Origin of the sequence: Antrihabitans spumae (assembly GCF_043944905.1) — a bacterium.
GTDB classification, from domain to species: domain Bacteria; phylum Actinomycetota; class Actinomycetes; order Mycobacteriales; family Mycobacteriaceae; genus Antrihabitans; species Antrihabitans spumae.
Map to the genome: position 1 here is coordinate 38329 of NZ_JBIMSN010000059.1, position 12993 is coordinate 51321.

Sequence of the window (12993 nt, forward strand, 5' to 3'; positions counted from 1 at the left end):
CATTGTGGTCATCGGTTTCTCGTAGCGGACGCAGTCTCGCCGGCCAGTTCCTGCTGTTTCAGCTGGTCGTAGTTGCCGTTGTGCTCGTGGCCGTCGCTGCGATCTCGGTTACCCAGTCCACGAAGGAGTTTCGCGACGTCCGAGGCCAGCGCATGATCGCCGTCGCCGAGAACGTCGCGTCCACTCCCATCGTGCGGGACCGGTATCCGGCGGAGCCAGGCGCTGCCCGTGACCCGTTCGTCGCAAGCACTCTCGCGCCGGAAGTCGATCGGGCGGTGGGTTTGTCGGGTGCGAGCCTCGCCGAGATCATCGGCGCCGACGGTCGAGTCGAAGTGTCGTCGGACCCTTTGCGGGTCGGAACCACAGTCGGACTCGGTTCGAGCGACGTGCTGCTCGGTCGAGCGTGGTTCGGGGACGTCGACATCGACGCACGTCATTCATTGGCCGCGCACGTCCCGATCCTGACCTCGGACGGCGATGTGATCGCAGTGGTTGCGGTAAGCGAGAAGTATCCGTCGCTGTGGACGCTGTTCAGCGGTGCCGGCGAACGGCTCGTCCTCTACCTCGGTCTCGGTGCCGCACTGGGCTCCATCGGCTCGTGGTTGCTGGCACGACGGATCAAGAAGAGCACACGTGGCCTCGAGATCGCCGAGATCGCAAGTCTTGCCGAACATCGAGAAGCGCTGTTGCACAGCATTCGTGAGGGCGTCGTCGCCGTGAACAACGACGGCGTCGTCACGGTACTCAACGACAGCGCGCAGGAACTTCTCGGCTTGACTCCCGCCGCCGTCGGAAAGCCTTTGGCCGCAGCCGAACTCGACCCTACGGTCCGCGCCTTCCTGCTGTCGGACGACGACGAACGCGATGTCGTGATCGCAACGCCGACAAAGGTTCTAGCCTTGAATCGCCGGGCCGCGACGAGTCAGGGCAAGCAGATCGGCATGGTGACGACCATGCGCGACAGCACCGAACTCGCCTCCATGCAAAGCCAATTGACATCGCACAAGAGCGTGACCGACACGCTTCGCGCACAGACCCACGAGTTCGCCAATCAGCTGCACACGATTTCCGGGCTCGCTCAACTCGGCGAGTTCGACTCGGTGACAGAATTCGTCGGGACGTTGACCCGACGCCGTGCGGCGATCAGCGACGCAGTCACCCAACGCATCTCCGATCCAGCCGTCGCGGCACTGCTGATCGCAAAGACCTCGCTTGCCGCCGAAACCGGTGTCGCCCTTCGACTCGACCCGACCGCACACCTGCGGGCGCTCGACCCTGCCTTGTCGACGGACGTGATCACGCTGCTCGGCAACCTGATCGACAACGCCGTCGACGTGTCCGAGAACAGTGCGGACGCACGGGTCACGATCGGAATCGACGACACCGACGGTCTGGAACTCACCGTCGCAGACACCGGGCCAGGCATTCCCGAGAATCTCCGCGCGGCCGTGTTCGCGCGGGGTGTGACGTCCAAGCCCGACGTACCCGGCGGACGCGGTATCGGACTTGCCCTGGTGCGACTGGTCAGCGCCCAGTACGGCGGGACGGTGACGATCTCCGACGGCCCGGGTGGCGGAGCGATGTTCACGGTCCGCCTTCCTCGCGCCGCGGTCACGCTGCCCGACTCGCCCCCACCGGCACCGGTGCCTACCTACACTGCGCAACTATGACCGCGCGCGAGACATTCGACGTGCTCGTCGTGGACGACGACTTCATGGTCGCCGAGATCCACCGACGCTTCGTCGCCAAGGTCGACGGTTTCGCGGTCGTCGCAGTCGCGCGCAACGGTGCCGAGGCACTTGCGGCCATCGCGTCGGAACAGCCCGATCTCGTCTTGCTCGATGTCTATCTGCCGGACATGTCCGGCCTCGACGTCCTCCGTCGCCTACGTGCCGACGGCAACCCCGTCGGCGTCATCATGATCACGGCGGCACGCGAGATCGACACCGTTCGCGGGGCATTGCACGGCGGCGCGGCCGACTATCTGATCAAACCGTTCGAATTCGTGCAGTTGCAGGACAAACTGCGTGCCTTCGCTGCCAGAGCTCGCGCACTCGGCTCCGACTCCGGTGCAGACCAGTCGCTGATCGACTCGCTGTTCGGCAGCACAGGCAAACCCGCAGGCACCACCGTGTCGTCGGTCGACCATTCGAAATCGCAACTCCCCAAGGGACTCAGCGCGGAAACCGGCAAGCTCGTGCTCGAAACCCTGCGCACCGGCGGCGAACTGTCGTCGACCGAGTGTGCCGACCTCGTCGGTCTGTCCAGGGTGAGTGCGCGACGTTATCTGGAGTACTACCTCACGACCGGTGCCGTCGAAATTCGACTGCAGTACGGCCGCGCCGGCCGACCCGAACGCCGATATCGCGTCCCCGACAACTGAGGCGGCATGCGGCGACCACGCCGCTCGTGCGTCTTTTCGGTGGTCCGGACCTCCGAAAAGACGCACGAGGCGCAAAGCGCCCTACCCCGGCCGGGTAGTGTGCGGGTGCCGGTTGCAACCGGGCTGCATCGAAGCACGCGAGGAGAAACAGACATGACCGCGCCAATCGCAACGCTGCAAAGCGTCGAACACACCGCGATCCTCGGACTCGGTGTGTACCGCCCTGAGCGCCTGGTTCCGAACTCCGAGGTTGTCGACGCGATCGACTCGAGCGACGAGTGGATTCAGACGCGCTCCGGCATCAAGGCACGCCGCTTCGCAGGCGAGGACGAGTCCATCATCGGCATGAGTGTCGCGGCCAGCAAGGACGCGCTCGCCGCAAGTGGCATCACCGCCGATCAGATCGGCGCTGTCATCGTCTCGACGTCGTCGCGCCTCGTCCTCGGTCCCGCGGCGGGTCCCCAGGTCGCCACGCTGCTCGGAATGGCCGACACAGCCGGTTTCGACGTCGGCGCCGGTTGCTCTGGCTTTTGCTACGGCCTGACCATCGCCAACGGATTGATCCGCGGCGGTACAGCGAAATACGTACTTGTTGTCGGCGTGGAGCGATTGTCCGACCTGCTCGATCGGGCCGACCGGACGACGGCGTTCATCTTCGCCGACGGTGCGGGCGCCGCGGTCGTCGGGCCGTCCGACGTCGAGGGCATCGGCCCGGTCTCCTGGGGCTCGGACGGCAGCCAGTGGGAAGCCATCTGGCAGGACAAGGATTTCGGAACGTACTTCGACGAGGTTGCGGCCGCGGAAGCTGCGGGAACGACGTCGGTTCGTCCGTACATCCGAATGCAGGGCACGAAGGTGTTCCGCTGGGCCGCGACCTTCCTCGAGCAGGCCTGCCGCTCGGCCGTCGACCGCGCCGGACTGACCATGGACGACATCGACGTGTTCATTCCGCACCAGGCGAACCTGCGCATCACGCAGGCGTTGACCCGCGTGCTGAAGTTGCGCGAAGACTGCGTCGTCGCCAAGGACATCGTCGAAACCGGAAACACGTCGGCGGCGTCGATTCCCCTCGCGATCGAGGAAGTACTGCGATCCGGTCAGGCCAAGCCCGGTGATGTTGCGCTCGTGATGGCGTTCGGTGCGGGCCTCGCCTACGCGGGTCACGTCCTGCGGTTGCCGAAGATCACCGCCGAGTAAATCGAGAGCAGTCTCGAGAGCGAGGAGCCGGAACGATGAAGTTCCCCAACGAGGACGATCTGCGTCGCGAACGTACACGCTTCATGACGACGATCGAGTCGCTGACCGACGACGAGTTCGAGAACGGCACGACCCTCTGCGACGGGTGGACGCCACGAGATGTGTTGGCGCACATCGTCGGTACCGACAAGCTTTCGAACTACCTCAAGCCGAGCGGTCTGACCATCAGTCGTGGCAACGCGGCGATGGTTCGCGGCAGCCACGAACTGAGCCGTGCCGAACTGACCGCCCAGGGTTGGGCGGCGGCCGACAAGCCGAGTATCGACGGCCGGATGATGGCATGGCTATACGCGGGCGATTGCGCGATGCATCACCAGGGCGTGCTCCGTGGCCTCGGCAAGCCACACGACGTGCCCGCCGAGTCGGCCGCAGCCATCTTCCGCGAAGGCAAGGCATGGCGGTACCTGAACGCAAAGCCGATGCGTAACAGGGTGATTCCGACGACGCCGGGCGGCGAGCCATGGGGGCGCGGACCCGAGGTCCACGGCACCACCGAGGCGCTCGCCCTGTGGATGGCCGGACGCCGCGGCATCGAATCCGAGCTCGAATTCCGTTAGGCAGCACGCCGCCTATGCCACGAGCGGCGCCAACGTCTTACCAGCGAGTTCGACGATGCCCGGCTCGTGACCGTTGGTGACGAGGTTGATGACAAGTCCGTCGATACCTTGGCGCAATACTCGGTCCTGCAGTTGTTCGGCGACGTCGTCCGGATCGCCGACGAACTGACGATCGGTCAGTTCCGCACGCTTCTCCGCGGACAGCGTGTCGATGTCGACACCACGCGCACGAAGGAATTCGCGCTGCAGTTCCCGCGCGCGATCGCCACTTTCGTCGATCATGACAAACGCAAGGAAGCTCGTCTCCAGCGTCGACCGCTCGCGGCCTGCCTCGTCGCACCGTTGCATCAACGCGTCCATCTTCCGCGGCAACTCGGAAGCGTTGCAGATGATGTTGAGATGATCGGCGAACCGGGCGGCGAGCCCGAACGTCTTCTTCTCACCGCCACCGCCGAGCAGTACCGGGATGTCGTTGCGGATGCGGGGCTCGTTGATCGCCGATTCGACGTGGTACCACTTGCCGTCGAACGTCGGCCTCTCGCCGTGCAGCATCGGAACGATGATCTGCAGCGCTTCGTCGAGTTTCTCGAAGCGCTCGGTGAAAGTGCCGAACTCGTAACCGAATTGGCGGTGCTCGAGCTCGAACCACCCTGCGCCGATACCGAGCACGGCACGACCACCGCTGACGACGTCGAGTGTCGATACCGTTTTGGCCAGCATCGGCGGATTTCGATAGGTGTTGCCGGTGACGAGGGTCGACAGCTGGATCGACTGTGTCGCCGTGGCGAGCGCACCGAGCGCCGTGTACGCCTCGAGCATCGGCTCGTCGGGCTCGCCGATACCGGGGAGTTGATAGAAGTGGTCCATGACGAACGCGGTGTCGAATCCGGCGGACTCGGCTTCGCGCGCTTGGGCAATCACAGTCGGGAACAGGTCGGCGACTGAATTCGAGTAACTGAAGTTCGGCATCTGATAGCCGAGTCGAATGCTCACGTAAAACGACAGTACGCCGAGCGACCTAGCTACGCAGGAAGGAACAGCACCGATATCGCCGGTAGCAGATTGTTCATCGAATGTGCGGTCCACGACGCGAACACGCTGCCGGTCCGCAGCCGTGCCATCCCGATGGCGACGCCGCCCCACAGCAGCACGATGTAGCGCCACCACTCGCCGTGCCAGGCGGCGAACAGCGCGGCGGTGATCGCGAGCGTGACCCACGGACTTCCGAGCACGCGCGTCCACCCGGCGGACATCGATCGTTTTTCGAGCGCTCCCCACAGCATGCCGCGGAACATCAGCTCCTCCCCCAGCGGTGCGAGGAGCCAAACCCAGAGTGCAACAGCGACTTTCCAGCCACTGGGCAGCCCGATCTCGGTGAGTGGCGACTCCTCGGTCGTCCCTGAGAGGGCAAGCAGAACGACGACGATGGCCAGGCCGCCAAGCACCGACGCGGCGCCCCAGACGAGACCGGCGCGCAGTTGCGCGCCCGCCTCCCGCAGGGTCGTCGGCAATCCGAAATCGGTGACAGGGCCGTTGCCGCGGAACACGGTGATCGCGACCGCAAGCAGTGCAGCAACCATCGTCGGCACGGTGAGTGCGACGAAGAACGTCGCGGCTGTCTGTTCGTCGATCAGCATGGCTGCGACGACGAAACCTACCGCGTTGACTGCGAGCACAAGCGCCGCCGCGGGCAGACCCCAGCGCCGGGCCGGTGAACTCACCCGACCGAGCCGCGCACAGTCACGAGCCGACCGCGCAGGATCACCGCATCGGGAGCAGAAAGCACATCGGGACCCGTTCTCGGATCATGTTCGTAGACAAGCAGATCGGCAGGAGCACCCGCCTCGATGCCCTGACGCCCGAGCCAGGTTCGCGCATCCCAGCAGGCAGCACCGAGCGCGTCGGTCGGCGACAACCCGACCTTGACGAGTGCTGCGACCTCGTCGGCGATCCGTCCGTGCACGATCGAGCCACCTGCATCGGTGCCCGCATAGATCGGTACCCCGGCATCGTGTGCGCGGCCGACCGTGTCGGCGACCTTGGCGTGCAGATCACGCATGTGCCGTGCGTACACCGGATATTTGGAGGCGGAATCGGCAATGGCCGGGAACGTCTCGATGTTGATGAGCGTCGGCACGAGTGCGACGCCACCGTCGACCATCATCTCGATGGTCTCGTCGGTGAGTCCGGTGCCGTGTTCGATGCAGTCGATTCCGGCTGCGATCAACCCGGGCAGGGCGTCCTCGCCGAACACGTGCGCGGTCACCCGAGCGCCGTGCCGGTGCGCCGCGGCAATCGAGTCACGCAGGATGTCGTCGTCCCACAGCGGACGCAGATCGCCGACCGAGCGATCGATCCAATCGCCGACCAGCTTCACCCAGCCGTCGCCCAACATCGCCTGTTGCGCAACAGCTTCCGGCAGCTGAGCGGGGTCTTCGAGATCCACCGCGAGGCCGGGGATGTACCGCTTGGGCGTCGCGATGTGACGGCCTGCCCTGATGATCTTCGGCAGGTCTTCCAGGTCGTCTATGAAGCGGGTGTCGATGGGCGAGCCTGCGTCACGCAGCAGCAGCGCTCCGACATCGCGTTCTGTCTCGGCCTGCGCGATCGCACCGGCAGTGTCCTCGTGCCCGCCGTTGTACTTGATGCCGACGTGACAGTGCGCGTCCACGAGGCCGGGCAATATCCAGCCCGAGTTCGTCACCGTGTGCGCGTCGGCGACCGGCTCGAACGAGACGACACCGTCGTGAATCCACAACTCGACCGGTTGTTCGTCGGGTAGCCCGGTCCCGCGCAGATGGAGCGCGCCGTCCATCGCTACTTCTTGGGCAGCTTGAACTGTGAGAGGTCGAAGCCTTCCAGGCCCGGCGGCAATTGATCGAGGCCCTTCGGCATGCCACTCAGATCAGGCATACCGGCAGGCAATCCACCTGGCATGCCGGGCATCCCACCCCGCACCTTCGGCGGAGTCGGGCCACGACCCTTGCCCTTCTTACCCTTCTTGCCGCGTTGTGACTGCCCGCGGCGCGCACCGGGTAGCCCCATCTGTCGGCCCATCGACGCCATCATCTTGCGCGCTTCGAAGAAGCGATCCACAAGCTGGTTGACCTCGGACACCTTCACACCGGAACCGTTCGCGATCCGGAGTCGTCGCGACGCGTTGATGATCTTCGGATTGTCGCGCTCGGCCTTCGTCATGCCGCGGATGATCGCCTGTACGCGGTCGAGCTGCTTGTCGTCGACCTGCGACAACGCCTCTTTCATCTGACCTGCGCCAGGCATCATGGCGAGCAGATTGCCGATCGGACCCATCTTGCGGATCGCCATCATCTGGTCGAGGAAGTCCTCGAGCGTCAGCTGGCCCGAACTGATCTTCTCGGCAGCATCGATCGCCTGCTGCTCGTCGTAGACCGACTCGGCCTGCTCGATCAGCGTCAGCACATCGCCCATGCCGAGGATCCGGCTGGCCATCCGGTCGGGGTGGAAGACGTCGAAGTCTTCGAGCTTCTCGCCGGTGGACGCGAACATGATCGGCTGACCGGTCACCTCGCGCACGCTCAGCGCAGCACCACCGCGGGCGTCACCGTCGAGCTTGGTGAGCACGACACCCGTGAATCCGACGCCGTCGCGGAAGGCCTCGGCCGTGCTGACAGCGTCCTGACCGATCATCGCGTCGAGTACGAACAACGTCTCGTCGGGCTGCACAGCGTCGCGAATGCCGATGGCCTGGTTCATCAATTCGGCATCGATACCGAGACGACCGGCGGTATCGACGATGACGACGTCGTACTGCTTGTTTCGCGCCTCGGCGATGCCTGCCTTCGCAACCTCGACAGGATCGGCCGCCGTGATGCCGAGCGCGTTGTCGCCGCCGCCGATCGACGTGCCCGGATGCGGTGCGAACACAGCCGCGCCGGCACGTTCACCGACGATCTGCAGCTGGCTTACCGCGCCGGGGCGCTGCAGGTCGCACGCGACGAGGAGCGGCGTGTGACCCTGATCCTTGAGCCACTTGGCCAGCTTGCCCGCGAGGGTCGTCTTACCCGAACCCTGCAGACCTGCAAGCATCACGACCGTTGGAGGCGTCTTCGCGAAGGTCAGCCGCCTGGTCTCGCCACCGAGGATCCCGACGAGCTCCTCGTTGACGATCTTGACGACCTGCTGCGCCGGGTTGAGCGCACCGGACACCTCGTGGCCCTTTGCGCGCTCTTTGATCTTGGCGATGAAGCTGCGCACGACGGGCAGCGCGACGTCGGCATCGAGCAGAGCAAGCCTGATCTCACGACACGTCGCATCGATGTCGGCTGGGGAAAGGCGGCCTTTGCCGCGCAGGTCCTTCAGCGCACCGGTCAACCGGTCGGAAAGGGATTCGAACACCGATCGCGCTCCTGATCATGGGCTATGGGTACACGTCGGAGACCAGCCTAGTGCGTGAGGACTACACCGACGACCGTCGCCGCCTCAGGTGGTCTGTTCTTCTACGGGCTTGGGCGGCCGGATCATGGGAACAACCCCCAGGATGCCCGCTTCGATCCGTTCGCGATTCGCAGAGCTGTCCCCGTCTCTGAGTGCGAGACAGAACGAGTCGACGACAACCGAACCCAGCGTCGACACCTTTGCCCAGCGAACGTCGGCGCCCTCGAGCTCGAGTACCCGAGCCAAACGGCACAGCAGCCCCACGCGGTCCTCGGCACGCAGCTCGACGATGACCTCCCCGTCCTCCGTTGCGTCGAACCAGATGATCTTCGGCGGCGCCTGCGCGAACGCTGTCGTCGGCACCCCTTCGTCGCCGACGCGTACCGGAGCGGCCGCAATGGCGTCCTTCTCCTTCTTGTCCAGCAGCGCGATCAGATCGAGGTCGCCCGCAATCGCCCTGATCAGTTCCTGCCTGATCAGACCCGCGGCAGGCGGTGTGCCGAACTTCGGTGACACGACGAAGGTGTTGATCGCCGACCCGGCGTGACTGCCGACCGAGGCCGACAGGACACGCAGCGAATTCATCGCGAGAACACCCGCGGCATCCGAAAGCAGACCGGGCTCGTCGGGTGCGATGACGGTGACGATGTAGGTGTGCTGGCCGCCCTCGGGTTGCAGTTCGACGAACACGCCACCGTTCGCGGCGCGAGCGATGTGGTCCGGATCGATGGGATCGGGCTGTGGCAACGGCTCACCTGCCATGACCAGCCTGCACCGGCGGACCAGTTCGCCGATCAAGGACGACTTCCAGTCCCCCCACACGCCGGGTCCTGTTGCGAGAGAATCGGCTTCGGCGAGAGCGTGCAGGAGTTCCAACAGCATGGTGTCGCCGTCGAGCGCGTCGACGACGGTCTGCACGGTCAGCGGATCTTCCAGATCGCGACGGGTCGCGGTTTCCGGCAGCAGCAGGTGGTACCGGACGATCGAACTCAGCAGCGCGACGTCGGATGGCCACAGCCCCAAGCGGTTTCCGATCTGAACCGCGAGGTCGGCACCGACGACACTGTGGTCGCCGCCGCGCCCCTTGCCGATGTCGTGTAGTAGCGCGGCAAGGACGAGAATGTCCGGTCGCGCCACCCTGGTCGTGAAACCGCTTGCGTAGGCAACGGTTTCGACGAGGTGACGGTCGACCGTCCAGGTATGAACGGCATCTCGGGGTGGTAGATCGCGAATTGCGCCCCACTCGGGAAGGAGTCGACCCCACAGCCCGGTGCGGTCGAGTGCCTCGATCACGGCGGCCGCGCTCTTGCCTGTGTCGAGCAGCACGAGCAGATCGTTGAGCGCTTCCTTCGGCCACGGTTCACGCAACTCGGGTGCGCCTTCGGACAGGCGGTTCAATGTCGTTGCCGACATGGGCATCTCGGTCTGCGCCGACGCCGCTGCCACCCGAAGAATCAGCCCGGGATCCTTCTTCGGCCTGGCATCGCGTGCGAGCACAACCTCACCACCGTGCTCGACCACTCCCTCATCGAGTGGTCGGCGCACAGGTACGCGCCGAAGGCGAGAGAACCCGCGTCGCGGTATGGCGGCGGCGGCAGTACGCAGACCGACATCGACCGAATAGCTGACGGTCCGAGCCGAATCACTCAGCGTGCGAGCAAGATCGAACCGGTCGCCGATCCGTAGCGCCGCACCGATCTCGTCGGCGTCCTGTGCTCGCAGTTGGTCGCGGGCACGTCCTGCGACGCGATGCAGTTCGGTGCGGACGTCCAACAGTCGTCGATGCGATTGTTCGAGGCCGCCTCCCGGCGCCTCCGGCCCGAGACCGGGCATCGCGTCGGTCAGTTGCGCGATCGCGAGAGCATCGAGCAACTGCACGTCCCGAAGACCACCGCGACCGTTCTTGAGATCGGGTTCGGCGCGATGTGCGATCTCGCCGCTACGCGACCAACGCGATTGGGTCTGCGCAACCAATTCGTCGAAGCGCGTGCGGATACCGGTACGCCATTCCCGTCGTACACCGCCGATCAGCAGATTGGAGAGATCCTCGTCGCCGACGATGTGCCGAGCTTCGAGCATACCGAGCGCTGCCGTCAGATCCGAACCCGCAACCTGCAGCGCCTGCGGCACCGTCCGCACACTGTGGTCCAGTTTGATGTGCGCGTCCCACAGCGGATACCACAGCTGATCCGCGACTTCGGAGACCCGCTTCGGATCGACATCGTCGTGCAGCAGAATCAGATCGAGGTCGGAATACGGCAACATCTCACGACGAGCCAACCCACCGACCGCGACAACCGCGAAGCCGGTGTCGGACCTGATGCCGAGTTCGGCTGCCTTTGTCGTCAGCCAGAATTCGTGCAGATCGACGAGTGCTTGACGCAGGGCGTGAGCATCGAGCCGCCGATTGCGAGTACCGCCTCCGTCGAGCAATTGCTTTCTGGCGCGGACCAGATCGGCGGCAGCTTCGGGTCCCTGCTTCGCACCTCCCGCCGACCCGCTAGATGCGAGCGGCCCCGCGCCCGCCGGTTTCCCGGCAGGAACGGGGCCGCTGTTCCGCGACCCTTGTGGGTCAGAGCGCATCCGCGCCACGTTCACCGGTACGAACTCGAATGATCGCTTCGACCGGGGTGACCCAGACCTTGCCGTCACCGATCTTGCCGGTGCGGGATGCCTCGACGATCACCTCGACGACCTTGTCCACGGCGGCGTCGTCGACGACGACCTCCACCCGGACCTTGGGAACGAAGTCCACCGAGTATTCCGCACCGCGGTAAACCTCGGTGTGACCCTTCTGGCGTCCGTAGCCCTGTACTTCGCTCACGGTCATGCCGAGCACGCCCGCCTGCTCGAGTCCGGTCTTGACGTCTTCGAGCGTGAACGGTTTGACAATTGCAGTGATCAGCTTCATTTTCGCTCATACCTCCTTGCGGGTCGCGTGGCCAATTGCAGAGCTTCCACCCATTGCAGCGAAATCGTATGCCGTCTCTGCGTGGTCGGATTCATCCAGGCCCACCGCTTCGTCCTCTTCGCTTGCGCGCAGGCCGATCGTGAACTTGATGATGTAAGCGATGATTGCAGTCGCAACGAGCGAGTAGGCAAGAACGGCGCCCGCGCCAACAGCCTGCAGCTTGAGCTGCTCGATTCCGCCACCGTAGAACAGACCCTTGATTCCGGCGTAGGACTCAGGGGCGGCAACCAGGCCGACCATCAAGGTGCCGACGATGCCGCCGACGAGGTGGACACCGACGACGTCGAGCGAATCGTCGAAGCCGAACTTGTACTTGAGTCCGACGGCGAGTGCACACAGGACACCTGCGGTTGCACCGATTGCGATAGCACCGAGAGCATTGACCGAGGAGCACGACGGCGTGATGGCGACGAGGCCTGCAACGACACCCGAGGCTGCACCGAGCGACGTCGGCTTGCCGTCACGGATCTTCTCAACGACCAACCAGGCGATCATGGCGGTTGCGGTGGCAATCGTCGTGGTCAGGAAGGTGTTGCCCGCTGCGGCAGTCGAGCCGACAGCCGAACCAGCGTTGAAGCCGTACCAGCCGAACCACAGCAGACCGGCACCGAGCATGACGAACGGCAGGTTGTGCGGCCGGAACGGCGTACGCGGCCAGCCTGCCCGCTTGCCGAGCACAAGGGCGAGCACAAGACCCGCTGCACCAGCGTTGATGTGGACCGCTGTACCACCTGCGAAGTCGATAGCCTTCAGTTTGTTCGCGATCCAGCCGCCGTTTTCACCGGTGTAGCCGTTGAAGGCGAACACCCAGTGCGCGACCGGGAAGTAGACGAAGGTTGCCCAGACGCCTGCAAACACCAGCCAAGCGCTGAACTTCATGCGGTCGGCGACTGCGCCCGAGATCAGCGCGACGGTGATGATGGCGAACATCAGCTGGAATGCGACGAACACCGAGAGTGGAATCGTGCCGAACAGCGGCACACTCGTGTCGACGTCCGGAAGCACGTTGCCCTGGTCGGTGCCACCGAATACCGACTTCAGACCGAAGTACTGGGTCGGGTCACCGAACAGATTTGCCTTGTCGTTGCCGAACGCGATCGAGAAGCCGTAGAGCACCCAGAGCACCGTCACGATGCCCATGGCACTGATGCTCATCATGATCATGTTCAGGACGCTCTTGGCGCGGACCATGCCGCCGTAGAAGAACGCCAACCCTGGGGTCATGAGCAGCACGAGCGCGGCGCTAGCCAACATCCATGCTGTGTCGCCGGCGTCGGGCGCGCCGGTTAATGGGAATCCATCCACCTTGTGTCTCCTCCTTCATAGCCCAGCCAATTCCGACTGACGACCTGGAGAGAAGAGTGCTCACTCGGTGTTTCAGGTATGACGCTGGGATGTTTCACGCCCGT

The 12993-nt window shown here is 64.7% G+C and carries 11 protein-coding genes; 4 read left to right on the top strand and 7 right to left on the bottom strand.

Annotated elements, in window-relative coordinates; translation table 11 throughout:
* The first annotated feature begins 2 nt into the window (after positions 1-2).
* The 4 genes from ACHIRB_RS14065 to ACHIRB_RS14080 all read left to right on the top strand — a co-directional run bounded on the left by ACHIRB_RS14065 (position 3) and on the right by ACHIRB_RS14080 (position 4197).
* A complete protein-coding gene (locus tag ACHIRB_RS14065) occupies positions 3-1670 on the top strand; it encodes a sensor histidine kinase (protein WP_395125032.1) in 1668 nt (555 codons plus the stop codon).
* The gene (locus tag ACHIRB_RS14070) at positions 1667-2383 is read left to right on the top strand and encodes a response regulator (protein ID WP_395125031.1); all 717 of its coding nucleotides are present in this window, start codon (positions 1667-1669) and stop codon (positions 2381-2383) included. The genes ACHIRB_RS14065 and ACHIRB_RS14070 overlap by 4 nt, the downstream gene beginning before the upstream one ends.
* A 153-nt stretch (positions 2384-2536) precedes the next feature.
* Complete coding sequence (locus ACHIRB_RS14075; RefSeq protein WP_395119006.1) at positions 2537-3580, top strand: beta-ketoacyl-ACP synthase III; 1044 nt, start codon at positions 2537-2539, stop codon at positions 3578-3580.
* 35 nt (positions 3581-3615) lie between these two features.
* Positions 3616-4197: a maleylpyruvate isomerase family mycothiol-dependent enzyme gene (locus ACHIRB_RS14080; protein WP_395127717.1), complete on the top strand. Its 582-nt coding sequence runs from the start codon at positions 3616-3618 to the stop codon at positions 4195-4197.
* 12 nt (positions 4198-4209) lie between these two features.
* On the opposite strand, the gene ACHIRB_RS14085 is transcribed toward ACHIRB_RS14080, so the two are convergent.
* From ACHIRB_RS14085 to ACHIRB_RS14115, 7 genes are all read right to left on the bottom strand, one after another.
* Positions 4210-5190 (bottom strand): LLM class F420-dependent oxidoreductase, encoded by a 981-nt coding sequence (locus tag ACHIRB_RS14085; RefSeq protein ID WP_395125029.1) that lies wholly within the window; start codon positions 5188-5190, stop codon positions 4210-4212.
* A gap of 29 nt (positions 5191-5219) precedes the next feature.
* Entirely contained in the window at positions 5220-5918 is a 699-nt protein-coding gene (locus ACHIRB_RS14090; protein WP_395125028.1) for a CPBP family intramembrane glutamic endopeptidase, read from the bottom strand.
* Positions 5915-7012, bottom strand: a complete 1098-nt coding sequence (locus ACHIRB_RS14095) for an amidohydrolase family protein (RefSeq protein WP_395125027.1) — start codon at positions 7010-7012, stop codon at positions 5915-5917. The genes ACHIRB_RS14090 and ACHIRB_RS14095 overlap by 4 nt, the downstream gene beginning before the upstream one ends.
* A 2-nt stretch (positions 7013-7014) precedes the next feature.
* A complete protein-coding gene (gene ffh / locus ACHIRB_RS14100) occupies positions 7015-8574 on the bottom strand; it encodes a signal recognition particle protein (protein WP_199707557.1) in 1560 nt (519 codons plus the stop codon).
* Between the two features lie 84 nt (positions 8575-8658).
* The gene (locus ACHIRB_RS14105) at positions 8659-11196 is read right to left on the bottom strand and encodes a [protein-PII] uridylyltransferase (protein WP_395125026.1); all 2538 of its coding nucleotides are present in this window, start codon (positions 11194-11196) and stop codon (positions 8659-8661) included.
* Positions 11186-11524 carry a P-II family nitrogen regulator gene (locus ACHIRB_RS14110; protein ID WP_199707561.1) on the bottom strand — a complete coding sequence of 113 codons (339 nt, stop codon included), beginning with the start codon at positions 11522-11524 and terminating at the stop codon, positions 11186-11188. Before ACHIRB_RS14110 ends, ACHIRB_RS14105 begins: the two co-directional genes overlap by 11 nt.
* Positions 11525-11530: 6 nt before the next feature.
* The gene (locus ACHIRB_RS14115; RefSeq protein WP_395119022.1) at positions 11531-12889 is read right to left on the bottom strand and encodes an ammonium transporter; all 1359 of its coding nucleotides are present in this window, start codon (positions 12887-12889) and stop codon (positions 11531-11533) included.
* Between the last annotated feature and the right edge of the window lie 104 nt (positions 12890-12993).

Coding starts and splice junctions, on each gene's coding strand:
- ACHIRB_RS14075 (WP_395119006.1), top strand. CDS start 2,537: ATGACCGCGCCAATCGCAACGCTGCAAAGCGTCGAACACACCGCGATC.
- ACHIRB_RS14095 (WP_395125027.1), bottom strand. CDS start 7,012: ATGGACGGCGCGCTCCATCTGCGCGGGACCGGGCTACCCGACGAACAA.
- ACHIRB_RS14070 (WP_395125031.1), top strand. CDS start 1,667: ATGACCGCGCGCGAGACATTCGACGTGCTCGTCGTGGACGACGACTTC.
- ACHIRB_RS14080 (WP_395127717.1), top strand. CDS start 3,616: ATGAAGTTCCCCAACGAGGACGATCTGCGTCGCGAACGTACACGCTTC.
- ACHIRB_RS14110 (WP_199707561.1), bottom strand. CDS start 11,524: ATGAAGCTGATCACTGCAATTGTCAAACCGTTCACGCTCGAAGACGTC.
- ACHIRB_RS14105 (WP_395125026.1), bottom strand. CDS start 11,196: ATGCGCTCTGACCCACAAGGGTCGCGGAACAGCGGCCCCGTTCCTGCC.